General features: G+C 64.3%; 22 protein-coding genes. 14 read left to right on the top strand and 8 right to left on the bottom strand.

What is annotated here, in order from left to right:
- The first annotated feature begins 50 nt into the window (after window positions 1-50).
- From ACS5Q1_RS11805 to lpxK, 7 genes are all read left to right on the top strand, one after another.
- Window positions 51-518: a hypothetical protein gene (locus ACS5Q1_RS11805; RefSeq protein WP_203440844.1), complete on the top strand. Its 468-nt coding sequence runs from the start codon at window positions 51-53 to the stop codon at window positions 516-518.
- A 17-nt stretch (window positions 519-535) separates the two neighbouring features.
- Window positions 536-1465, top strand: a complete 930-nt coding sequence (gene ubiA, locus ACS5Q1_RS11810) for a 4-hydroxybenzoate octaprenyltransferase (protein ID WP_473098361.1) — start codon at window positions 536-538, stop codon at window positions 1463-1465.
- 79 nt (window positions 1466-1544) lie between these two features.
- A complete protein-coding gene (locus ACS5Q1_RS11815; protein ID WP_473098445.1) occupies window positions 1545-2348 on the top strand; it encodes an inositol monophosphatase family protein in 804 nt (267 codons plus the stop codon).
- 60 nt (window positions 2349-2408) lie between these two features.
- A complete protein-coding gene (locus ACS5Q1_RS11820) occupies window positions 2409-2642 on the top strand; it encodes a DUF4170 domain-containing protein (protein WP_203440847.1) in 234 nt (77 codons plus the stop codon).
- A gap of 14 nt (window positions 2643-2656) precedes the next feature.
- Entirely contained in the window at window positions 2657-3391 is a 735-nt protein-coding gene (locus ACS5Q1_RS11825; protein WP_473098362.1) for a lysophospholipid acyltransferase family protein, read from the top strand.
- Window positions 3388-4677 carry a 3-deoxy-D-manno-octulosonic acid transferase gene (locus ACS5Q1_RS11830; protein WP_473098363.1) on the top strand — a complete coding sequence of 430 codons (1290 nt, stop codon included), beginning with the start codon at window positions 3388-3390 and terminating at the stop codon, window positions 4675-4677. The genes ACS5Q1_RS11825 and ACS5Q1_RS11830 overlap by 4 nt, the downstream gene beginning before the upstream one ends.
- Window positions 4677-5690, top strand: a complete 1014-nt coding sequence (gene lpxK / locus ACS5Q1_RS11835) for a tetraacyldisaccharide 4'-kinase (RefSeq protein WP_473098364.1) — start codon at window positions 4677-4679, stop codon at window positions 5688-5690. The genes ACS5Q1_RS11830 and lpxK overlap by 1 nt, the downstream gene beginning before the upstream one ends.
- Before the next feature lie 9 nt (window positions 5691-5699).
- Here the strand turns inward: lpxK and ACS5Q1_RS11840 are convergent, their stop codons facing one another.
- The gene (locus ACS5Q1_RS11840; RefSeq protein WP_203440851.1) at window positions 5700-5921 is read right to left on the bottom strand and encodes a DUF2093 domain-containing protein; all 222 of its coding nucleotides are present in this window, start codon (window positions 5919-5921) and stop codon (window positions 5700-5702) included.
- A 70-nt stretch (window positions 5922-5991) separates the two neighbouring features.
- Window positions 5992-7566 (bottom strand): exodeoxyribonuclease VII large subunit, encoded by a 1575-nt coding sequence (xseA, locus tag ACS5Q1_RS11845; protein ID WP_473098365.1) that lies wholly within the window; start codon window positions 7564-7566, stop codon window positions 5992-5994.
- A 183-nt stretch (window positions 7567-7749) separates the two neighbouring features.
- On the opposite strand from xseA, the gene purD reads away from it, so the two are divergent.
- Window positions 7750-9027 (top strand): phosphoribosylamine--glycine ligase, encoded by a 1278-nt coding sequence (purD, locus tag ACS5Q1_RS11850; RefSeq protein WP_473098367.1) that lies wholly within the window; start codon window positions 7750-7752, stop codon window positions 9025-9027.
- 148 nt (window positions 9028-9175) lie between these two features.
- Entirely contained in the window at window positions 9176-10084 is a 909-nt protein-coding gene (locus tag ACS5Q1_RS11855) for an alpha/beta fold hydrolase (protein ID WP_473098369.1), read from the top strand.
- Between the two features lie 43 nt (window positions 10085-10127).
- On the opposite strand, the gene ACS5Q1_RS11860 is transcribed toward ACS5Q1_RS11855, so the two are convergent.
- The gene (locus ACS5Q1_RS11860; RefSeq protein ID WP_473098446.1) at window positions 10128-10556 is read right to left on the bottom strand and encodes a nucleoside deaminase; all 429 of its coding nucleotides are present in this window, start codon (window positions 10554-10556) and stop codon (window positions 10128-10130) included.
- Window positions 10557-10661: 105 nt separating this feature from the next.
- Here ACS5Q1_RS11860 and ACS5Q1_RS11865 point away from each other — a divergent pair, with 105 nt between their 5' ends.
- The 5 genes from ACS5Q1_RS11865 to ACS5Q1_RS11885 all read left to right on the top strand — a co-directional run bounded on the left by ACS5Q1_RS11865 (window position 10662) and on the right by ACS5Q1_RS11885 (window position 16064).
- On the top strand, window positions 10662-12740 hold the full coding sequence (locus ACS5Q1_RS11865; protein WP_473098372.1) for a pseudouridine synthase: 2079 nt from the start codon (window positions 10662-10664) through the stop codon (window positions 12738-12740).
- A 13-nt stretch (window positions 12741-12753) separates the two neighbouring features.
- Entirely contained in the window at window positions 12754-13311 is a 558-nt protein-coding gene (gene rsmD / locus ACS5Q1_RS11870; RefSeq protein ID WP_473098374.1) for a 16S rRNA (guanine(966)-N(2))-methyltransferase RsmD, read from the top strand.
- A 94-nt stretch (window positions 13312-13405) separates the two neighbouring features.
- Window positions 13406-14449, top strand: coding sequence for a zinc-dependent alcohol dehydrogenase family protein (locus ACS5Q1_RS11875; RefSeq protein WP_473098377.1), 1044 nt, complete (start codon window positions 13406-13408; stop codon window positions 14447-14449).
- A 53-nt stretch (window positions 14450-14502) separates the two neighbouring features.
- The gene (gene mgrA, locus ACS5Q1_RS11880; protein WP_473098378.1) at window positions 14503-15546 is read left to right on the top strand and encodes an L-glyceraldehyde 3-phosphate reductase; all 1044 of its coding nucleotides are present in this window, start codon (window positions 14503-14505) and stop codon (window positions 15544-15546) included.
- Window positions 15547-15659: 113 nt separating this feature from the next.
- Window positions 15660-16064 carry a PilZ domain-containing protein gene (locus tag ACS5Q1_RS11885; protein WP_473098380.1) on the top strand — a complete coding sequence of 135 codons (405 nt, stop codon included), beginning with the start codon at window positions 15660-15662 and terminating at the stop codon, window positions 16062-16064.
- A gap of 113 nt (window positions 16065-16177) precedes the next feature.
- Here ACS5Q1_RS11885 and ACS5Q1_RS11890 read toward each other — a convergent pair whose 3' ends face one another.
- From ACS5Q1_RS11890 to ACS5Q1_RS11910, 5 genes are all read right to left on the bottom strand, one after another.
- A complete protein-coding gene (locus ACS5Q1_RS11890) occupies window positions 16178-17032 on the bottom strand; it encodes a transporter substrate-binding domain-containing protein (protein WP_473098383.1) in 855 nt (284 codons plus the stop codon).
- A gap of 667 nt (window positions 17033-17699) precedes the next feature.
- On the bottom strand, window positions 17700-19550 hold the full coding sequence (mutL, locus tag ACS5Q1_RS11895; RefSeq protein ID WP_473098385.1) for a DNA mismatch repair endonuclease MutL: 1851 nt from the start codon (window positions 19548-19550) through the stop codon (window positions 17700-17702).
- Between the two features lie 353 nt (window positions 19551-19903).
- Window positions 19904-21220, bottom strand: a complete 1317-nt coding sequence (locus ACS5Q1_RS11900) for a glucose-6-phosphate isomerase (protein ID WP_203440863.1) — start codon at window positions 21218-21220, stop codon at window positions 19904-19906.
- A 129-nt stretch (window positions 21221-21349) separates the two neighbouring features.
- A complete protein-coding gene (locus ACS5Q1_RS11905) occupies window positions 21350-22627 on the bottom strand; it encodes a M16 family metallopeptidase (RefSeq protein ID WP_473098389.1) in 1278 nt (425 codons plus the stop codon).
- 26 nt (window positions 22628-22653) lie between these two features.
- Entirely contained in the window at window positions 22654-23985 is a 1332-nt protein-coding gene (locus ACS5Q1_RS11910; RefSeq protein ID WP_473098393.1) for a M16 family metallopeptidase, read from the bottom strand.
- Window positions 23986-24020 lie beyond the last annotated feature (35 nt).

The raw sequence follows: 24020 nt of genomic DNA on the forward strand, positions 1-24020 counted from the left end.
ACAGAACGCAGGCGCGCGAGACGTCGCGTGCTTTATGAGGGAATTTGGGCATGACGCATATCCGTTCGCACATCCTGGCTGCGTTTGCCATCGCGGGCATTTTCGTGACGGCTCCTGCCTTTGCGCAGTCGAGCGCCTGCCAGGAAGGACAGAAGATTCTGCAGGAGCGGCAAGGCCTGATCCAGCAGGTCAACAAGCTCACCAATGGCGGCAAGAACAAGCAGATCGACCCACGTGCGGCCTGCGCCATCTTCACCAAGCTCGTGACGAACGGCTCGGCCGGTCAGAAGTGGATGACCGACAACAAGGATTGGTGCCAGGTTCCCGATCAGCTGGTCGAGAGCTTTGCCGAAGACCACAAGCGTTCCCAGCAGTTCAAGGGCCAGGCCTGCGGCGCGGCCGCGAAGATGGCCGAGATGGAAAAGCGGGCTAAGCAGCAGGCTCAGCAGGGTGGCCCAGCCGGCAAGATGGGCGGAGGTTTGACCGGCACCCTGAGCGTTCCGAAGGGCGCCCTCTAAGCCAGGCCATTTGAGCGATGGAGCGTCCTGCAGCGCCGTCTCTGCCCGATGCCGTCAAGGGCCATTGGGCTGAGCGATGGGCGCCGGCCGGTCTCAAGCCTTACCTGCGCCTCGCCCGTATCGAGCGACCCATCGGCTGGTGGCTGCTCCTGCTGCCCTGCTGGTGGTCGGCGGCGCTCGCCGCCATTGCAGCGGGACAGCCCTGGCCGAACCCGATTCATTGCCTTCTCTTCCTGGTCGGCGCCGTGGCCATGCGCGGGGCCGGATGCACCTATAACGACATCGTCGATCGGGACCTCGACACCCGCGTCGAGCGCACCCGGCAGCGCCCCCTGCCCTCAGGCCAGATCACGCTGAAAGGAGCCCTGGCCTTTCTCACGCTCCAAGGCATAGTCGGTCTTCTGGTCCTGCTCCAGTTCAACGCCTTCGCGATCGCGACTGGCTTCGCCTCGCTGGGCGTCGTTGCGCTCTATCCCTTCATGAAGCGCTTCTTCTGGATGCCGCAGATCGTGCTCGGCCTCGCCTTCGCCTGGGGGGCCCTGATGGGCTGGGCAGCCGCCTTCGGGTCTTTGGGCTGGGCCGCCATCCTTCTCTATCTCGGCAGCATCGCCTGGGTGGTGGGCTACGACACGATCTATGCTCTGCAGGATATCGAGGATGACGAGATCGCCGGGATCAAATCTTCGGCCCGTTTCTTCGGCGAGAACGTGAGGGTCGGCGTCGGCATCTGCTACGCCCTTACCATCGTCTTCATTACAGCATCTCTGGTTCTGGCAGGAGCAGGCTTGCCATCCTTTGTGGGCTTAGGCCTCTTTGCCCTTCACCTGGGCTGGCAGGTGGCACGCATCGACCGGGCAGACGGCGCCGGAGCGCTGCGTCTTTTCCGCTCGAATCGGGATGCGGGCCTGATCCTGTTTGCGGCCATGGCGCTCGATTGCTTCATCTAGAAAGGCCGGTCTTTCATAAAACGAGGTTTAGGCCTGAGGGATATGGTATCTCCTCCCAATGGCCCCCATCTCACATTCGATGCTGTCACCTTCATCCGCCCCAGTCGCCGCCCTCGCACCTGCCGTGCATGATGCCGCTCGCCGAGCAGGAGAATTGGCCCTGCCCTATTTCCGCGCCGGAGCGCAGACGGCGGCCAAGCTCTGGTACAAGGGGCATAGCTCCCCTGTGACGGAGGCAGATATCGCCCTCGACATCTTCCTGAAAAGCCATCTCTCCGCGTTGTTTCCGCAAGCCGGCTGGCTCTCCGAGGAGACAGCGGACGATCCGGCACGGCTTGAACAGAGCTATGTCTGGATCGTCGATCCCATTGACGGCACCCGAGCTTTTGCCTCGGGCCATCCGGATTGGGCGATTTCCATTGCACTGGTGAAGGACGGAAGGCCTGTTCTCGGCATCCTCCATGCCCCGATCCACGAGCGACTTTATGAAGCAAGAATCGGTGAAGGCGCCTGGTGCAACGGCGAAAGACTGCAGGTATCCGAGGCCGAAGATGTCCCTCACGCCCGGGTTGCGGGTCCCAAGCCCCTCATCGACCGGCTCGAGCGCCACATGGGTCCGGTCGAGCGCCTACCCAAGGTGCCATCCCTGGCGCTCAGACTAGCGCGAGTGGCGGAAGGCTCCATCGATATCGGCCTCGTCTCCGCCCATTCCCAGGATTGGGACATCGCCGCTGCCGACCTCATTCTGCACGAGGCGGGCGGCCGCCTGACCGGGCTCGACGGTTCGACCCCGACTTACAACAAACCACAACCGTCCCATGATGAGATGATTGCCGTTGCGTCACGGTTGCATCCTCGTGCTATTGGAGCCATGAGAGCCTGAACACAGTTGGCTCGCATCAGCACCGACCCTTCCAACCCTCTTCAGAAGAGCCCTATCATCATGACCGATACGCCTGGCAAGCAACTCCTTCATCTGGTTTTCGGCGGCGAGCTTAGCAGCCTCGAATCCGTCGATTTCAAGGATCTTTCCAAGCTCGATATCGTCGGAATCTTCCCGAACTATGCCAGCGCTCATGCGGCCTGGAAAGGCAAGGCTCAGGCCACCGTGGACAATGCGCAGATGCGCTATTTCATCGTCCACCTTCACCGCCTGCTGGATCCGCAGAACGGCTGATTCTTTAAGTCACGATGGGTCTCATAAAGCGCATCACCCGATCGCGAGCGGTCCAGGAAACCTTGGGCTTTCTTGTCGCGGGCTATCTCAAATTCGTGCAGCGCACGAACCGGTTCGTCATGGAACCGGCGGAGGCCTATGAGCGGATCGAGATGCCGGTGATTGCCGCCATGTGGCACGGGCAGCATTTCATGATCCATTTCGCCAAGAGACCGCAGGATCGGGCCGCAAGCCTTGTCTCCCGCTCGGGAGACGGAGAGTTCAATGCCATCGCGCTACGCCATCTGGGGGTGCGGGCCATCCGCGGCTCAGGTGCGCGCGGCCGTGACATCCGCAAGAAGGGCGGCGCCCAAGCCATGCGGGCCATGTTGCGGGCCTTGAGCGATGGCGAGATGGTGGTGATGACCGCCGACATCCCGAAGATTTCGCGGATCTGCGGCCAGGGCATCGTCACCCTGGCTCAGCTGTCCGGCCGGCCCATCGTGCCCGTTGCCGTGGTCACGAACCGCCGGATCGACTTCGACAGCTGGGACAAGGCCAGCATCGGGCTGCCTTTCGGCCGTGGGGCGATGGTCCTCGGCGAGCCGATCCATGTGCCTCGCGAAGCGGACAACTCGATCCTGGAATCCTTGAGGAAGACCGTCGAGCGGGAACTCGACCGGGTGCACGAGCGGGCCTATGCTCTGGTCGGATCGAGGGATCCGGGCGCCAAGCCCAGCCCCGTGCTCATGGGAGGCTCCCGGGCATGAGCTTCCCAATCATCTTCAAGACTTATCGCACGGTTGTGTCCGTGCTGGAGCCGGCCGTGCTCGGCCTTCTCTACTGGCGCCAGCACAAGGGGCGCGAGGACAAGACCCGTCTCGGTGAGCGGCAGGGCTATCCGAGCCGGCAGCGGCCCAAGGGCCACCTGATCTGGGTCCATGGCGCCAGCATCGGCGAGACCCTGTCCCTGCTGCCGGTGGTGGAGCGCATGACTCAGCGCGGCCTCGCGGTCCTGGTGACGTCGGGCACGAAGACGTCCGCCTCTCTGATCGCCCGCCGGCTGCCTCCCGGCGCAGTCCACCAGTTTGTCCCACTCGATGTGCCACGTTATATAAAGCGCTTCCTCGAGCACTGGCAGCCTGATTTGGCCCTCATCGCGGAATCGGAGATCTGGCCGAACACCATCATGGCATTGGCCGAGCGCGACATCCCGCTGGTCATGGTCAATGGCCGCATGTCAGATCGCTCGTATCAGCGCTGGCAGAAGATGCCTGGGATCATCAGGGGCCTTCTCGAACGTTTCGCCCTCTGCCTCGCGCAAACCTCGGAGGATGCCGAACGGCTGGCGCGGCTCGGTGCCCCCCGGGTGATCGTGACAGGCAACATCAAGTTCGACGCGGCTCCCCCGCCGGCCGATCCACGGGTGGTGGCGCATCTCTCGGGACTGATCGCGGGGCGCCCGGTCTGGCTTGCCGCCAGCACGCACCCCGGCGAGGAGAGTGCGATCATCGCCGTGCATCGCGCCCTGACAAAGCGTTACCCTCATCTGCTTACCATCATTGCCCCCCGGCATCCGCACCGCGGGCCGGAGGTCGCTGCCCTTGCCGGGCAGGCTGGCCTGCGTGCCAGCCGCCGCTCCGAGGGCATCCATCCGGACCGGGCGACGGACATCTATGTGGTCGATACGGTGGGCGAGATGGGCCTGTTCTATCGCCTCTCCCCCATCGTCCTGATGGGCGGCACGCTCGTCGCGATCGGAGGGCATAACCCCATCGAGCCGGCCAAGCTGGGAGCCGCCATCCTGCATGGACCGCACGTCCATACCGCGACCGAGATCTACGATGCTCTCGACCGGTCGCGCGGTGCCGTGATGGTGAAGGACAGCGCTACCCTGGCGCGCGCGGTCAATGAATTGCTGAACAACGCAGCTCTCACCCGCGACATGGCCCGCAAGGCGGGAGAGGCGGTGCAGGCGCTGGGAGGCGCTGTGGATCGCACCATGCAATCGGTCGAGCCATTCATCGTGCAGGCGAAACTGGGGGCGCGCCGCTGATGCGCGCGCCGCGCTTCTGGTGGGAGCCTTCGCCGTCGCTGCAGGCGAGCCTGCTGCGTCCGGCCGGCATCCTCTACACCTCCATCGCCGCGCAACGGATGCGGCGACAGGGCGAGAAGGCCGACCTTCCCATCATCTGCATCGGCAATTTCACCGTGGGCGGCGCCGGCAAGACGCCGACCGCTCTTGCCGTCGCCAAAATGCTCGAGGCGGCGGGGGAGAGCCCGGCCTTCCTGTCGCGAGGCTATGGCGGCCGCCTGCGCGGCCCGGTGCAGGTGCGGTCGAAGCACACAGCCTTCGATGTGGGCGACGAGCCCATCCTCCTCTCGAAAACTGCTCGGACCATCGTCTCCCGCGACCGTCCGGCCGGAGCGCGACTGGCCTACGAGATGGGATCCACCATCGTCATCATGGATGACGGTCTTCAGAATCCTTCGTTGATCAAGGATTGCGCCATTGCGGTCGTGGATGGGGGAACCGGGATCGGCAATAGGCTGTCCTTGCCAGCAGGTCCCTTGCGAGCCCCCATGGAGGCACAATGGCCGACCGTCGATGCAGTGATCGTCATCGGTAACGGCGAACCGGGACGGCAGATGGCCGAGGAAGCAGCACGGCACGGCAAGCGTGTGTTCGAGGCCAGGCTGGAACCGCCCGTGGAGGCCGCGAAAGCCCTCGAGGGCAAGAAGGTCCTGGCCTTCGCAGGCATCGGACGGCCGGAAAAATTCTTCGACAGCCTGCGCGCCTGTGGCGCCGTCATCGAAGCGACACACGCTTTCCCCGACCACCATCGCTACAAGACCGCCGAGCTCACGACCTTGCGACAGGAAGCCGAGACACGCGGGCTTCTGGCTATGACGACGGAAAAGGATCTTGCAAGGGTCGCAGCGGTGGAGGATGCGCAGCCCTGGTCGGACCTGACGGTATTGCCCGTGCGACTTCGGATCGAGAACGAGGCGGGCTTACGCAACCTGCTCCTGCGCCGCATCAACGAAAGGCGACTGCGCGTCGCCTGAACAAGGACCTTACTTTCCGGGTACGCTCTGTCCCGTAATGCGCATCATCACCGCCTCGGGCGAGGCATAGGCCTCCTGCCTTTCGACGCTCCAGTATTTCAACTCGTCAAGCGGAATCTCGACGCCGGTGACGGCGCAGCGCACATAAGCCCCGGGCTTCACGACCCGGAGATTGCTGTCGAGATATTGCACGACGGCTTCGCCGCCGCTGCGATCGATCTTGTTCAACATAGATGACATCAATGAATGCGTTGCCCTGCCCTTCACATAAGCCGGCTAGATGAGGATTTCCAATCCTCAATCAAAACAAGGCACCCTGCTCTTCCGCCGCCACAAGCTTCGGCTTGGCCACCCTGGGCCGCGTCCCGATCCGTCCGCCGGTCGCATCCGCCTTGCCATCGGCGAACTCGAGCACGAGGGCTTGGCCATCGAGCACCGCCTCGGCCGAGTTGAGCGGTTGCCCATCCGCATCGCGGACGAGAGCAAAGCCACGCTTGAGGACGGATTTGTAGTTCAGGCTGTCGAAGAGCTTGGCTACCGCGTCCAGCCTGTCGGCCTTGCGGGCGAGCTGACCCTGCAGCGCCGGCACAAGGCGCTCGGCCACGCGCTTCGTGAGTTCATGTCCTTGAGCAATGCGCGTCCGCTCGGCACGCAGCAGCGTCTCGCGTGACACCACCAGCCGGCGACCAATCTGCTTCAGGCTCTCCTCGCGCAGCAGGACGGAACGGCAGACCGCATTGTAGGGCCGCGGCCCCACCGCATCGAGCCTTGCGCGCATGCGGGCGACATTCGCCACCGGCGACACATGGGCGAGCTGGCGCGCCACCTTGAGCAACCGCTCCTCATGGCCACGGGCGTTGCGGGCGAGCGCCGGGTAGAGCTTGGTGGCGGCAAGATCGAGGCGCTGCCGCTTAGGCGAGAACAAGGCCTCCGGGCTCGGCAGGGCGCGGGCCGTGGCGCGCAGGTCAGACCGGCGGCGCTCCACGAGGCGAAGAGTGGCTTCCATATGGCGGCGAGAGAGATCGTTGACGGCCGCCATGAGCTCGACCCGCACCGGCACCACCATCTCGGCGGCACCTGTGGGCGTGGGAGCCCGCCGGTCGGAAGCATAATCGATGAGCGTCGTGTCGGTCTCGTGCCCGACCGCCGAGACGAGCGGGATCACGCTCTCGGCGGCAGCCCGCACCACGATCTCCTCGTTGAAGCCCCACAGATCCTCGATGGAGCCGCCACCGCGGGCGACGATGAGCACATCCGGACGCGGGATCCGACCACCCGGCTCAAGGGCATTGAAGCCCCGGATGGCGGCAGCGACCTCCGCCGCACAGGTCTCACCCTGCACGCGCACGGGCCACACCAGCACCCGGCGCGGGAACCGATCCTCCAGGCGGTGGAGGATGTCGCGGATCACGGCTCCGGTCGGCGAGGTGACGACGCCAATGACCTGGGGCAGGAAGGGCAGAGGCCGCTTGCGCTCCTGGGCGAACAGCCCCTCCGCATTGAGCTTGCGGCGGCGCTCCTCGAGCAGCGCCATGAGCGCCCCGATGCCGGCAGGCTCGAGCGTATCGATGACGATCTGATATTTGGACGAGCCCGGGAAGGTGGTGATGCGCCCGGTGGCGATGACCTCCATCCCCTCCTCGGGGCGGATCTTCAGCTTGGCGAAGGCCCCTTTCCAGATCACCGCATCGATGCGGGCATTCTGGTCCTTCAGGGAGAAATAGGCGTGCCCCGACGAATGAGGCCCGCGATAGCCCGACACCTCACCGCGCAGGCGCACATGGCCGAACGCATCCTCCAGGGTACGCTTGAGAGCGCCCGCGAGATCGGACACCGACCATTCGGGAGCATTCGAAGGAGCTTTTTCTGCGAACATGAGGTGAACCTAATCCGCTCAGCCACGCCCTGCCAAGGGCGGCGGCGCAACAGGCGGCAAGTTCGGCAAGCTATCCCCTGTGCATTTCGCCGCGGCTCCCGGGGAACGCGTTCCGCTCAATTTTCCGGTAGGCGCAAAAGCTCATAGCCGCTAAGAGCCCAGGCAGCACAGGGAGGCTTTGCTATGAACATTCTTCTCATCGGGTCCGGCGGACGGGAACATGCTCTGGCGCGGAGCCTCTCGGCGAGTGCCCTGTGCGACAAGCTTCTCATCGCTCCCGGCAATCCCGGCACGGCGCAGCATGGCACCAATGTGGTGCTCGACGTGACGGATCATCAGGCAGTGATCGATCTCTGCCGGGTAATGAAAGTCGATTTCGTCGTGGTCGGGCCGGAAGCACCCTTGGTGGCGGGCCTCGTAGACGATCTCACGGCCGCGGGAATCAAGGCCTTTGGGCCCAGCAAGGCCGCCGCCCAACTCGAAGGCTCGAAGGCCTTCACCAAGGATCTCTGCGCCGAGTTTAACATTCCGACCGCCGCCTACCGGCGCTTCACCGATGCGGAAGCGGCCAAAACCTACGTGCGCAATTACGGCGTGCCGATCGTCGTCAAGGCGGATGGTCTTGCCGCCGGCAAGGGCGTGGTGGTCGCCACCTCCTTCGAGGAAGCGGAGGTAGCGATCGACATGATGATCGGCGGCGGCCTGGGTGCTGCCGGCGCCGAGGTGGTGATCGAGGCCTTTCTCGAAGGCGAGGAAGCGAGCTTCTTTGCCCTCTGCGACGGTACGCATGCGATCCCCTTCGGCACGGCGCAGGACCACAAGCGCGTGTTCGACGGCGACCAGGGTCCGAACACCGGCGGCATGGGCGCCTATTCCCCCGCCGCCGTGATGACGCCCGACCTCCAGGCCCGCGCCATGCGGGAGATCATCGAGCCGACGCTCGCCGGCATGAGGGCGCGGGGCACGCCCTATACGGGCATCCTCTATGCAGGACTGATGCTCACCAAGGACGGGCCGCAGCTCATCGAATACAATGCCCGCCTCGGCGATCCGGAAACGCAAGTTCTTCTGCCGCGCCTGAAATCCGACCTCGTGACGGCGCTGCTCGCCGCCTGCGACGGCGTTCTGAACAGCATCTCCCTGCAATGGTCGGAACAGGCGGCCCTCACCGTCGTCATGGCCGCGAAGGGCTATCCCGGAGCGGTCGAGAAGGGATCCGAGATCAAAGGCATCGACAGGGCCGAAGCGCTGGACGATGTCATCGTCTTCCACGCCGGCACGAAACAGGACGGCGACAGGATCGTTGCCAATGGCGGACGCGTGCTCAATGTCACGGCCTTGGGACGCACGATCTCCGAGGCGCAAAGGAAGGCCTATGAGGCTGTTGCCAGGATCGATTGGCCGGAGGGATTCTGCCGGAAGGATATCGGCTGGCGTGCAGTGGAGCGCGAGCGGAGCTGAGCATCGTGTACTTCCATCGAATGATGACGTAACGGAAGAAATTTCTCGTTTGAGTTGCACCGCATTTTCCTGAAGGGCCTGATCCACTTTGGGAAGAAATGCTCTACCTTCGTGAGGCGTCCTTTCTACAACCAGCGAGCGGCCGTCGATGAGCGACGATCTCTTTCCCGATTTCGAAAGCCACTGGATCGACACGGAGGTTGGGCGCGTCTTCGCCCGTTCGAAGGGCGATGGGCCGCCATTGGTCCTGCTACACGGTTTTCCGCAAACCCACGCCATGTGGCACCACCTCGCACCGACGCTCGCAGAAACCCACAAGGTCGTGTGCATGGACCTGCGCGGCTATGGTTGGTCCACGGCGCCTAAGGGCGATCCGAAGCACGAGATCTATTCCAAGCGCGCCATGGGCCGTGACGTGATCCAGGTCATGGGAGCGCTGGGCCATGTGCAATTTGCCGTCGTCGGACATGATCGCGGCGCGCGGGTCGGCTACCGACTTGCCCTCGACCATCCCGGCCGGGTGGAGCGACTGGCTCTTCTCGACATTCTGCCGACCTACCATGTGTGGGAGCAGATGAAATCGGGAAAGATCCCGGAGGTTCACTGGGGCTATCTTTCGCAAGTCTATCCGAAACCGGAGGAAGAGATCGGCCGCGATCCCATTCCCTATTTCGAGGGCCTGATGCGGCAATGGTCGGCGGCCGGCGACCTCAGCGCCTTCGATTACCGAGCGCTTCATTCCTACTGGCAGAGTTGCAACGAACCCAGCCGCATCCATGCCTTCTGTGAGGATTACCGGGCTGGCGCGACCCGCGACATCGAGGCCGACGAGGCGGATCTTGCTGCCGGCAAGACGATCCTGTGCCCGACCTATGTGATCTGGAGCGATTATTACCTCGTCAGCGGACCGGTCGGCGACCGCAAGCAGCCGCTCGAGGTCTGGCACCAGAGCTTCGCCCCCAAGGCAACCGGCATCGGCGTCACATCAGGGCACTTCGTGGCGGAAGAAAACCCGAGCGCGACGCTGGAGGCGCTGCAGGCATTCTTGAAATCATAAGCGTCATCCCGGGGCTGCGCCCCGTCCGGGATGACGGAATTCCTTACCGCCTCTCCTCAAAAAACTCCTTCAGCAGCGCTGCCGCCTCGCTCTCGCGAATGCCGCCATAAACCTCGGGAGCGTGGTGGCAGGTGGGCTGGTCGAAGAAGCGCACGCCATTGTCGACCGCGCCGCCTTTCGGATCGTAGGCCGCGTAATAGACCCGTCGGATACGGGCGAAGGAAATCGCCGCCGCGCACATGGTGCAGGGCTCCAGCGTCACGTAGAGATCGCAGCCGGAGAGACGTTCGTCGTCCAAAGCCTCGCAGGCAAGGCGGATGGCGAGCATCTCGGCATGGGCGGAGGGATCACGCAGCTCGCGCGGGCAATTGCCCGCAGAGGCGACGACTTGCCCGTCCTTGACAATGGCGGCGCCGACCGGCACCTCCCCGCGCGCGGCGGCGGCGCGGGCCTCGTCGAAGGCCACGCTCATGGGATCCTGCCGGCCCGGATCAAGCGGCTCTTGATTGGCGTTATCCGTCAATCGGTTCGTTCCTTAATCCTCGCTTCTCTGACACTCCTCTGCTATCAGGCTCCCATGACCGACAGCAACGACGATAATCGTAGGGGCCGTTCCTCCGGACGCTCCGACCGTGGCCGCACCTCTGGTGACAGGCCCTTCCGCAAATCCCGCGAGGGCAGCGAGCGCCCCTTCCGCGCCCGAGGCGACGACGACCGCCCGCGCAAGCCGCGTGAGGCAGGCGACCAGCCTTTCCGTAGCCGCGATGGTGATAAGCCGTTCCGCCCGCGCGGAGAAGGTGGCGAGCGCCCCTTCCGCAGCCGGGACAAGGATGAGCGCCCTCGCCGCTTCGAGGGTAGTGAAAAGAAATCCTTCCGCCCCCGCGGCGAGGGTGGCGATAAGCCATTCCGCGCCCGCAGCACAGGCGACAAGCCGTTCCGTGGCCGCTCGGGCGACGAGCGCCCGCGCCGCTTCGACCGCTCGGCCGAGGATCGTCCGCGCCGCGCCCGCGAGGAGCGCCCTGAGGTCCAGGCCGAGCCGCTGGAGCCCGCCGAGGACCGGATCGCCAAGGTGATCGCCCGTGCGGGCGTTGCCTCCCGCCGCGATGCGGAGGTGCTGATCGCGGAAGGCCGCGTGACCCTCAACGGCAAGGTGCTGGACAGCCCCGCCATCAACGTGACGGCGGCCGACACGATCACCGTGGACGGCGAGCCTCTGCCCGCCAAGGAACGCACGCGCCTGTGGCTCTTCCACAAGCCGCGCGGTCTCGTGACCACCGCCAAGGACCCGGAGGGACGCCCCACCGTGTTCGAGAGCCTGCCCGAGGACCTGCCGCGCGTGGTGGCCGTGGGCCGGCTCGACATTAATACGGAAGGTCTGCTGCTGCTCACCAACGACGGCGGGCTTGCCCGCGTCATCGCTCATCCGGATACCGGCTGGCTGCGCCGCTATAAAGTCCGCGCCCATGGCGAGGTGAACCAGGCCGATCTCGACAAGCTCCGCGACGGCATCAGCATCGACGGAATCGATTATGGTCCCATCGAGGCGCGCCTCGACCGGCTGCAGGGCGATAATGCTTGGATCACCATGGGTCTGCGCGAAGGCAAGAACCGCGAGATCAAGCGCATCCTCGAGCACATGGGCCTGCAGGTGAACCGCCTGATCCGCATGTCCTTCGGCCCGTTCCAGCTCGGCGACCTCGAAGTCGGCCTCGTGGAAGAAGTGCGCACCAAGGTGCTGAAGGATCAGCTCGGCGAAGCGCTCGCGCTTGAAGCCGGCGTCGATTTCGAAAGCCCCGTGCGCGAGCCCATCGCGCCCTTCGGCTCGTCGAAGAAGCAGGATCGCGACGAGCGCGAAGAGCGCCCCTCGCGCTTCGGCCGCGACCGTGATGGGGACCGCCCACGCCACCGCCGTAGCGATGACGATAAGCCCTTCCGCGGCCGTGGCGCCGAGCGCTTCGAGCGCGAAGAGGAGGAACCCAGGAAGCGCCCCTCGCGCCTCGATGTGAAGACAAGCGTGTGGCGCGCCGGAGAGACCGATGAGGATGCGCCGCGCCGCAGGTCTCCCCGCCGCGGTACCGATCCGAAGGAAGCGCGTGTGGCGAGCGGGGAACGCCAGCGCGAGCGCGTCGGCGCGATCTCGTCGAGCGAGGGTCGCAAGGTCGTGGTGGAGCGCCTTGTGCGCCAGCCCCAGGAAGAAGAAGCGCCTGCACCACGCGGGCGCCGTGGCGCTGCTAGTGGCGAGGATCGTCCGCGCCGTCGCGATGATCGCGATGCGGCTCCGGCCCGCCGTGGCCGCGAGGGCGGAGAACGTCCGCGCCGTGATGACGAGCGCCCGCGTCGCGCGACCGGTGATAGGCCGTTCCGCGCTCGTAGCGGAGAAGGCGAGGATCGCCCGCGCAGGCCCCAAGGAGACCGTCCTTTCCGCTCCCGCGAAGGAAGCGACGACCGCCCACGCAAGTCACAAGGGGATCGCCCCTTCCGGGCCCGTGGCGACGATGATCGGCCCCGTCGCGGCCCCCCACGCGGCGATGGTCCGTCCCGCGGTGGCCCGAAGGGCAGCGGTTTCAAGGGTGGTCCCAGGGGTGCCTCCAAGGGCGGAGCCTCGAAGGGCGGCTTCAAAGGCGGTTCCAAGGGCGGCCCGCGCGGCCGCCGTTGATAGGAGCTAATCCATGAGAATCGTGGGCGGGCGCTGGCGCGGCCGCTCGCTCAAGGGGCCAAGCTCGGACGCGATCCGTCCGACCTCGGATCGCCTGCGCGAGACGCTCTTCAACATCCTCCAGCACGGCTATGACGATCCCATCGAGGGCGCACGCGTGCTCGATCTCTTCGCCGGCACCGGCGCCTTGGGATTGGAAGCTCTTTCGCGCGGCGCCGCCTTCGCGCTCTTCGTCGACGACGGCGCGCAATCCCGCGGCATCATCCGCGAGAACGTGGAAGCCCTCGGCGCCGGCGGCGCCACCCGCCTCTTCCGCCGCGACGCCACCCGCATGGGCGAGGCTGCACCGAACGCCCCCTTCTCCGTCGTGTTCTGCGATCCTCCCTATGGCAAGGATCTCGCCCCCAAAGCCCTGCGCTCCTGCGCCGAAGGCGGTTGGCTCACGCCCGATGCCCTCGTGATCGTGGAAGAGGCGCAAGGCGTCGAGGTCACGCTGCCGGAACGCTTCGAGGAGATCGAGCGGCGGGATTACGGGGAAACGAAGGTGGTGTTCGGGCGGTATCGATCCTAATTCTTCTTCGATCCTCAGGTGCCGCCTACGATTGATCCCCCATCACCCGCCCGCTATACCGCCCCTTCCCTGTCGGTCCTGAAGGTAGACTCCCATGAAAGCGGTTCTCTTCGAGCAGTTCGGTCAGCCGCCGCGCGTGCAGAACGTGCCGGACCCATCACCTTCCTCGGAAGGCGTGGTGATCAAGGTCGAGGCGACGGGCCTGTGCCGGAGCGATTGGCATGGCTGGATGGGACATGACCCCGATGTGGTCCTGCCGCATGTACCGGGGCATGAGCTCGCGGGCACGGTTCTCGCAACCGGAAAACAGGTGACGCGCTGGAAGAAGGGCGATCGCGTCACGGTGCCGTTCGTCGGCGGCTGCGGGCATTGCCATGAATGCCATTCCGGCAACCATCAGGTCTGCGAGCAGCAGTTCCAGCCTGGATTCACAGCCTGGGGATCGTTTGCGGAATATGTGGCGGTCGATTACGCGGACACCAATCTCGTTGCGCTTCCCGACGAACTCGACTTCGCCACCGCCGCGAGCCTCGGCTGCCGCTTTGTCACCTCGTTCCGCGCCATCGTCGACCAAGGCCGCGTGAAGCCCGGAGAATGGGTGGCGGTGCATGGATGCGGCGGTGTGGGATTGTCAGCAATCATGATTGCAAGCGCCATGGGCGCGAATGTGATCGCCATCGATCTCACCGATGAGAAGCTCGCATTCGCGAAAGCGATGGGCGCCGTGGCGACGGTCAATGCACGCGACGCTGCCGATGTGGCCGGCGCGGTGAAGGAGATCACCCAGGGCGGCGCGCATGTCTCCATCGATGCGCTCGGCCATCCTGCGACCTGCTTCAACTCCATCGCAAATTTGCGCCGCCGCGGGCGTCACGTGCAGGTCGGCCTGATGGTGGGCGAGCATGCCCGCGCACAAGTGCCGATGGCACAGATCATCGCGCATGAGCTGGAAATCTACGGCAGCCACGGCATGCAGGCCTTCCGCTACCAGGACATGATGGCGATGATCCGCACCGGAAAGCTTGCGCCGCAAAGGCTCGTCGGTAAGCATATCAGCCTTGACGAGGCGCCCGTCGCTCTCATGGCCATGGACCGGTTCGAGGGTCTTGGCATCAGCGTCATTACGCGCTTTGCTTGATGGACTGGATTTGGCCGCGCATCCAGCGCCGACAATAATCTCCGGAGGAAAAGATGGCCTACCTGCCCGCTGAGAACCGCTATGACGAGATGATCTACAACCGATGCGGCCACAGCGGATTGCTGCTGCCGGCGATCTCGCTCGGGCTCTGGCACAATTTCGGCGAGGACAAGTCGGCGGCGACCGCGCGGGAGATCTGCCGCACCGCCTTCGATCTTGGCATCACCCATTTCGATCTCGCCAACAATTACGGCCCACCTCCCGGCTCGGCGGAAACATTATTCGGCGAGATCCTGCGTAACGATTTCCACGGCCTGCGCGACGAGCTGGTGATCTCCACCAAGGCCGGCTACCGCATGTGGCCGGGCCCATATGGCGAATGGGGCAGCCGCAAATATCTCCTCTCCAGCCTCGACCAGAGCCTCAAGCGGATGGGGCTCGATTATGTCGACATCTTCTATTCCCACCGCTTCGATCCGAACACGCCGCTGGAAGAGACCATGACGGCGCTGGACTCCGCCGTGCGGCAGGGCAAGGCGCTCTATGTCGGCCTCTCCTCCTATAACAGCCAGCGAACCCGCGAGGCGCTGGCCATCCTGCGCGAACTGAAGACGCCCTGCATCATCCACCAGCCGAGCTATTCCATGCTCAATCGCTGGGTCGAGGAGGACGGGCTGCTCGATGCCCTTGAGGATCTGGGCCTCGGCTCCATCGTGTTCTCACCCTTGGCGCAGGGCATGCTGACGACGAAGTATCTCGACGGCATTCCCGGCGAGAGCCGCGCGGCCCAGGGCAAGTCCCTGCGCACGAGCTTCCTCAGCGAGGAGAATATCACCCGCATCCGCAGCCTCAACGGCCTCGCAGAGCGGCGCGGCCAGACCCTGGCCCAGATGGCCTTGGCATGGGTTCTGCGCGGCGGACGCGTTACCTCGGCGCTCATCGGCGCGAGCCGCCCGGAGCAGGTCGTCGACTGCGTCGGCGCGCTCAAGAACCTGTCTTTCACGGCCGAGGAACTTGCCGAGATCGACCACTTCGCCGGCGAAGGCAACCTGAACATCTGGGCAGCCTCGGCGGAGCGGAAGGGCCCTTCCCGGTAAATCACGGGAAAAGCCTTAGCTTTTAGGCGAATACTCCTTCGGAGGGACTTGAGAAGTCGGTTAACAAGTGGTTAATGCCAAGCTTGAGTGCTATCTGACCCAAGGTCATCTCCATGGTTTCCGTCACCACCAGCGACAATCGTCGGCAAGCCAGGCGTTTTCCCACGCATCACCCGGCACAGATCATGCTGGGTCCGGAGGCGATGATCTCTTGCACGGTAAAGGATATCTCAACCGGCGGGGCCAAGATCGCGGTCAAGCGGCACATGGACCTGCCGGAAAGCTTCGAGCTGTATATTGCAGCCCACGACCTGCAGGTTCGCCGCGCACGGGTATGCTGGCGCCATGGCGACTTCGCAGGCGTGGCGTTCAGCGCCGAGGAGACAGACTCGACCCCGGCCATGCCTGTGCCCGAATTACTGCAGTTCGAGGATTGCCTCGCCCAGGCCGCCATGCCGGCCCATCTTGCGGCAACTCCGGCGCGCAAGAACCTCAAGCTCTATCGCACCACCGTCTGATCGATCGCCGTTCGCATCGTCCCGGCGGGTGAGTTTGCTGCGCTCTCGTATCGAGTCGGCGCTTCACGGCAACAACTGACCGTCCGCTGACGATCAGTTGCTTGCGATGCCGTTCAAGTGACCGGCGTGATGTCGATCTTGAACCACTTCTCGGACAGCTTCTTGACGGTCCCATCCGCGATGGCAGCCGCAATCGCGTCGTTGAACATGGCCTTCAGGTCGGTGTCTTCCTTGCGAAGACCGGTACCGACGCCGGGGCCGAGCAGGCCGCCGGTAATCGAAGGACCGACAAGCACGAAGTCCTTGAACTCGGGCTTGCGCAGGGTTCCGCTCAACGCCGTCGCATCCGCCAGAACTGCATCGATGCGTCCGGCGGCGAGATCGAGATCATGCTGCTCCGTCGTCTTGTACTCGCGGATTTCGGCGACGTCCTTGAGGTACTTGTCGGCGAAGTTCGAATGGATCGTCGAGGTCTGCACGCCGATGGTCTTGCCCTTCAGGAGTGGCTTCAGGTCGGCGATGGCCTTCTCGGCTGCGGCCTGCTGGGTCGACAGATTGAAGGCCTGGCCCGTGCCCGGCATCTTGGCGAGGGGCGAATCCTTGGGAACGAGGAAGCCGTTGGGACCGGCGGCGTAAGGACCGGCGAAGTCGATGGTCTTCTTGCGCTCGTCGGTGATGCTCATGCCGGCCATGATGGCATCATATTTCTTGGCAGTGAGCGCCGGGATGATGCCATCCCAGTCCTGAGCCACGATCTCGCAGGTGACGTTCATGCGCTTGCACAGATCGTTGGCGAGGTCGATTTCGAAGCCCTCGAGCTTGCCGCCCGCACCCGTGAAGTTCCACGGCTCATACGCACCTTCCGTGGCAATCTTGACGGTTTCCCACTTCTTGCCTTGGGCTGCTGCGCCGCCAACCGCCAGCGCGGCGCCGAGGAGAGATATACCAACCATCGTCGAGATCTTCATCGCCATTCTCCTGCTTTCAGGGGTTGGTCTGAGTTCCGGTCCCGCTGTCTGCAATAGCCGAAGCGCATCGGCACAGGCCCCGAGAGGAAGACAGACAGCACGGCCCGGGAGCAACGCCCAGTGAAAGTCAATTAGCGCACCGTACTGAGAAGTGGACCCGTTCTTCCTGTTCCGAACGACGCGCTGCGACCTCACGCAGTGGCGGCCCAATGGACCTGAAAAGCAAAGGTAGTTGACGAAATTACATTACCATGATTGCTTTTTGCTTAAGGCCAAGGGGGAAAATAAAATGTCTTATCTTCGAAAGATTTTGCTTCTCTTCGCCGCCCTTGGAGTCTTGCAGCTTGCCCCCGTAACCGCGTCATCCGGAGCCGAGAAGGCGATCAGGAAGCAATCCGATTGCACGCGGGTTGGTGGGAAGCTAAGGCCCAGCGGCTTCAAACCCAGCGACAATCTTCCCTTTGTCTGCACCTATTCCGATACATATGACCGAAGGTGCCAACAGCAGCTGAAAGACCCACTGGCCTACTACGATATCGCGGAGAAGAAGTGCACTGCCTGCGATATGGATGAAGACGCCTTCTGTTGGTGACATCGACCTGGGTCTAGTTTGCTAGAGCATCGTACGGAACCAGAGATCCGCATGAGCATGGATCCAGTTCGCCTTTCACCGCCGCCCGAACAGGCGCTCGATATCCGTCAGCTTGAGCTCGACATAAGTGGGCCGACCATGATTGCACTGGCCGGAAAGCGGTGTCGCTTCCATCTCGCGCAACAGAGCGTTCATCTCTTCGGGCCGCATGCGCCGTCCGGCGCGGATGGAGCCGTGGCAGGACATGCGCGAGAGCACGGCATCGAGCCGCTCTTCCAGCGGATTTGACGCCCCCTGCCCCCATTCGGCCAGGGCATCGGCCACATCCTGCACCAGCGCCTTGATGCGCCCGCCTGCAAGCGCGGACGGCACCTCGCGCACAAGCAATGCGCCATGGCCGAAAGGCTCAACCACGAGGCCAAGGCTTTCCAGCGAAGAAGCTTCCGCCAGCACGCGATCCGCATCGACGGGATCGAGATCGACCACCTCGGGGATCAGCAGCAATTGCCGCGCAATGCCGGATGATGCCCGCTCGCGCTTCAGGCGCTCATAGACGAGCCGCTCATGGGCCGCATGCTGATCGACGATAACGATGCCGTCCTGCGTCTGTGCGACGATATAGGTGCCATGCAGCTGCGCGCGGGCGGCACCGAGAGGCGCCTCTTCCGTTTCCGGTTCGATCTCGTGCAGCGTCGCGCGGCTGTCGGCGGAGGGCGCCGCGAGATCGGGAAGATGCGCCTGTCGCTCGGCGAGACCGGATGCCGGCGCATAGGATCGCTCCGGCGCATCGAGCGGTGCCTGCCAATTGGCGAAGGCGCTGGTCGGGCGGATCGCATGCGTGCGGTGCGGATAGGCCGGGCGCGACAGCAACGCTCCTTGCGGACGCAGGCTTTCCAGCGTGCGCGTACCGCCGGTCGACGAGGCGCGGAAGGCATAGCGGGTGATCGCCTCCTTCAGCGCTCCCACCACGAATCCGCGCACGAAAGCGGGATCACGGAAGCGCACTTCGGTCTTCGCCGGATGCACATTCACGTCGACGCTGCGCGGATCGAGATCGATCATGATGGCAAGCACCGGATGCCGGTCGGACGCCATCACATCGGCATAGGCGCCGCGCACGGCGCCGAGCAGCAGCTTGTCGCGCACGGGCCGTCCGTTGACGACGAAGTGGATCGCAGTTCCGGTGCCGCGATGATAGGTCGGCAGGCTGGCAAAGCCGGTCAGCCGCACGCCCTCGCGCTCGACGCCGATGGACATGGCGTTCTCATGGAATTCCGCCCCCAGCACCCGCGAGAGACGGCGCAGGAAGCCATGCTCTCCAGGCTCCTCCGGCGGATAGGTGAAGGCGGTGATGTGCTCTCCCGACAAAGTGAAACGAATGGTCGGATGTGCAATGGCCAGCCGCTTGACGATCTCGGTCACGGCCTGTGCTTCCGAGCGGTCGCTCTTCAAAAATTTCAGACGCGCGGGTGTGGCGGCAAAGAGATCCGTTACCTCGACGCGGGTGCCCTTCGGCGCAGGCGCCGGACGCACGGGACCTTTCACGCCGGCTTCGACGACGATGGACGAGCCGGTCTCGGCCTCTGCCGTGCGGGTGACGATGGACAGGCGCGCGACCGCGCCGATGGACGGCAGCGCTTCGCCACGGAAACCCAGCGTGTTGATCGAGAACAGGTCGCCGTCGGGAAGCTTCGAGGTGGCGTGGCGCTCGACCGCCAGTTCCAGATCCTCCGGCGTCATGCCCCTTCCGTCATCGACGATGCGGATCAGGCGCCGCCCACCGGCCTCGACCGCGATCTCGATGGAGGAGGCACCCGCATCGACAGCATTCTCGACCAGTTCCTTCACCGCCGCCGCCGGGCGCTCGACGACCTCGCCCGCAGCGATGCGGTCGACGAGGATAGGATCGAGGCGGCGAACATGCATGAGGGTGTCGGACCTTCAGATTCGGAGAGAAGAAGATAGGGGCTGAAGGCGGCGGAAACCAGAACGCGCGACGTTATTCCCCTGCTCAGTTGGGATGCCGTCCCGGACGCCTCGGGCGATCCGGGATCGTCGGCAGAATAAAGCACTGGAACCTCGACACCATCATCCCCGCGCAGGCGGGAATCCATAACCACGACGGTGGGAGAAAGGTGCAGCGGCCTCCCCTTCGCTTGCTCCGGAGCGTCAGCGTTTATGGATCCCGGGCTCCGCTGCGCGGCCCCGGGATGACAGTGACGGACCGGATTTCGCGATCCCGGATCGTCTTGCGGTTTCCGAGATGACGTCCAGAGACTTCACCCCTGCGCCAGATATTCCTTCGCCAGGATCTTGGCTTCTTCCACGGCGGGCTGATCGAACGGGTCGACGCCCGTGGCGTAGCCGGCCAGGATCGTCTCCAGCATGAAATGCATGAGAAGCTCGCCCAGAGCCCGCTCGTTCAGGGTCTCGATATGGATCTGACGGGTCGGGCGGCTGTTCTTGGCGAAGGTATCAGCCATGGCCCGGCCCTGAGCGGCCACGAGGTCACCGATGGTCTTGCCCGCAAAGCCCGGCTGGCCGGCGCGCTTGGCCAGCGCCTCATTCATGACAGGGCCCTTTCCGGCAACGCCGGTGGTCAGCACGGTGAAGAGCTTGTCGTTGGGGCCCGCGAGATAAAGCTGCTGCTGGCTGTGCTGGTCTACGGGGCCGATGGCGGCGACGGGCTGCGTGCCCTTACCGTCCTTGCCCACGCTCTCGGCCCAGAGCTGCACCCACCAGCGGGTGAAGCGCTCCAACCGATCCGCATAGGCCATGGCGACTGCGATGCCCTTGCCGGCCTTTGCCGCCGCGACGTTGAGCGCAGCACCCAGGGCGGCCGGTGCGTCCTTGGCTGCAGCGCCCTTGCGGAAGGGCTCGTAGGCGTCCGCCGCACCTTGCCGGATGGCCTCGATGTCGAGACCGAGCACGGCGGCCGGCAAAAGACCCACATTGGTCAGCACCGAATAGCGCCCGCCGATGCCGGTGTGATGCTCCAGGAAGCGCACGCCTTCGGGCTCCAGGAGATCGCGCAGGGCATTCTTGCTGCCGTCCTTGCGCGGCTCGGACAGACCGAGGAACAGATCGTTGGGATGGGAGCGCAAGCCCGCCTTCTCCAGGGCTGTGAGAACGGCAATGGTCTGCATCAGGGTCTCGCCCGTGCCGCCGGATTTCGAGATTGCCACGAACTTGGTCGAGGAGAGCGGCAGCTTGTGCAGGACGCGGTCGAAGGTGATCGGGTCGAGATTGTCGAGGAAGTGGATGCGCGGGCTCTCGGTGAAACGACCAGTGCCCGGCACCGCATAATCCTTCAGCTGCGCCAGAGTCTGCCCGCCGAGGCTCGATCCACCGACGCCAAGAATAACCACATCCGTCGCATCATCGCGCAGAAAGGCCGCCGCCTTGTGGATGATCGCAAGGTCGTCGGTGGTGCGAGGCATGTGAAGCAGCGGGAGCCGGCCCGAGGCATCGTCCTCAGCCAAGCGCTTCATGGCATCGCCGACAGACTTCAGCGCCTCGTCGAGCGCCGCCTGCGGCAGACCGCCTCCCCCGATATTGGCTTCAAGGGCAAGATCGATCGATTGCTGCAGGGCCATAAGCTTACTCCGACTCGTTCAAAGTGGGAGCGGAAGATTAGGGCAGAGAGGGACGCGCGGCTAGGGTCGCGGCTTCGAACCTGAATCTCTGCCCTCAGGATATGTTGGCCATCCGGAGTGAAAGCCGGATCAAAGTCCCGTCGGACGTCCCGCAATCACGGTCAGCATCTTGCCGTCACCGAAGATACGCTCGGCGGCATTGCGGATGTCAGCCTGCGTCACGGCAGAGACCAAGGCATTGCGACGGGCGATGTAGTCGATGCCCAGCCCCTCGAAGGCGATCTGCGCCAACGTGTGGGCGATCTTGGTCGAGGTATCAAAGCCGAGCGCATAAGAGCCGATGAGGTAGTCCTTCGCCTTCTGCAACTCGTCGTCGGATGGGCCTTCGCTCGTCAGCTTCGCCATCTCGTCGGCGATGACATCGAGGGCCTCGACCACACGCTCGTTCTTGGTAGCGGTGTAGCCCCAGGTCATGCTCGCCGAGCGATAGCTTACCAGCGAAGTGCCGACGCTGTAGGCAAGGCCGCGCTTCTCGCGCACTTCCTGGAACAGGCGCGAAGTGAAGGCGCCTCCGCCGAGGATGTGATTGAGCACGTAAGCCGGAATGAAGCCCGGATCGCGCCACGCGATGCCGTTCATGCCGAAGCGGATCACGGATTGCGGCACATCGAGATCGACCACGATGCGTGAACCAAGCTTTTGCAGCGTCGCGGGCTCGATGATGCTGAGCGGCTTGGCTTCCGGCAGAGAGCCGAACACCTTGTCGAGCAGAGCTGAAAGATTGTCGCTGCTGATCGCGCCGACGACGGCGATCTTCACGCGGCCGCGAGAAATGATCGCTTTATGCATGGCGACGAGATCGTCCCGCGTGATCGCCGCGACGCTCTCAGGGGTACCGGAGGTCGGGCGGCCATAGGGGTGGCCGGCAAAGCCTTCCTCGAAGAAGCGGCGCGTCGCCATCACGCCGGGATCGTTCTGCTGGTACTTCAGGCCCGCGATGGTCTGGGCGCGCACGCGCTCGATGGAATCCTGATCGAAACGCGGCTCGGCCAGTGCGAGGCGCAAGAGCTCGAAGGCTTCGTCCGCATGCTTGACCAGCGTCTTGAGCGAACCGCCGAGGGCATCGTTGCCCGCATTGAAGGAGAGCTCGATGGCGCGCGCCGCCAGACGCTCCTGGAACGCATCGGAATCGTACCCGCCCGCACCTTCGTCGAGCAGGCGTGCCAGCATCTGCGCCACGCCAGGCTTATGCACCGGATCGTGGGCCGAACCGCCTTCGAAAATGAAGGAGACGGCGATCAGCGGCACCACATCGGATTCGACATGCCAGGCCTCGACGCCACTGGCTGAGGTTAGCGCCTTCACCGTGGTCGGAGACGAGGACATGGTTTCGACAGAAGCTGTCATTGTTACCTCGGTTCTTATGCAGGCGCTTAAGAAGCGGATTTCTGCAGATAGCCCGTCACGGAACGGCGGGGGATGAGATAGCGCTCGGCGGCAGAGGCGAGATCGTCCTTCATGACGGCCTCGATCTCGACCGGCCAGCGACCGACCTCCTCGATGGTCTCGCCGATGGCGAGCGCCGAGCCGTAGATGCGGGCGAGCGAGGACTGGCTGTCGGTGGAATAGATCGTCTCGGCGACGAGGCGCGTCTTGGCGCGCTCGATGGAATCCGCGTCCAGCGCCTCGGCGGGAATCGTCTTGAGCACCTGATCGACGGCCTCTTCGAGCGCCTGCAGCGAAACGCCCTCGGCCGGCACCGCATAGACGCAGAAGCGGGTGTCCTCCATGGCGGAGGACATATACCAGGCGCCCGCATTCACGGCGATGCCGCGCTCCATCACGAGCTTGCGATAGAGGTAGGAAGTCGGACCGCCGCCGATCACTTCGGCGAGAAGCTCGAGCGAATAGCAGTCGCGCTGCGAGGCCGTGCGGCAGGACGGCACGAGATAGAGCCGCTGCATGGTCGGCTGCTCGACCTTCGGATCGGCCACGGTGATGTGGCGTGCCGCGACAGGCTCGGGCTCGCGCGGACGTACTCGCAGCGGACGCTTGCCCTGCGGCGCGATGCGGCCATAGGTGGCATCGGCGAGACGGCGTACCTCATCCTCGCCGACATCGCCGGCGACAACCAGGATACCGTTCTCGGGCGTATAGAAGCGACGATAGTAGTCGAGTGCGTTGTCGCGATTAAGTGTCTCGATCTCGTGCATCCAGCCGATGATCGGAATGCCGTAAGGGTGATGCACGAAAAGCGAGGCCGCCATCGCTTCCGAGAGCTGTGCCGACGGATCGGTTTCGACGCGCATGCGACGCTCTTCCAGCACCACGTCGCGCTCTGGGCCGATGACGGATTCTTCCAGGAGGAGGTTCGTCATGCGATCCGCCTCGAACTCCATCATGGTCTTGAGGTGTTCGCGGGCGACACGCTGGAAATAGGCCGTGTAGTCGAAGGAGGTGAAGGCATTCTCCTGGCCGCCGAGCCCGGAGACGACCTTTGAGAATTCGCCCGCCGGATGCTTCTCCGTGCCCTTGAACATCAGATGCTCGAGGAAATGCGCGATGCCTGACTGCCCGAGCGGATCATCCGCCGACCCGTTGCGATACCAGATCATATGCGTGACAACGGGAACGCGGCGATCCGGAATAACGACGACATCGAGGCCGTTATCGAGCGTGAACGAAGACAGGTTCGGACCACTGCCTTCCGTCCGCCCGAAGGAGGCGGCATCGGCACGAAGAAGAGGCTTTGAGGCGGTGTCCATGATGTTTCAACCTTGCCGACATCAAATCGTTTCGC

The organism is Microvirga sp. GN3 (assembly GCF_055792825.1).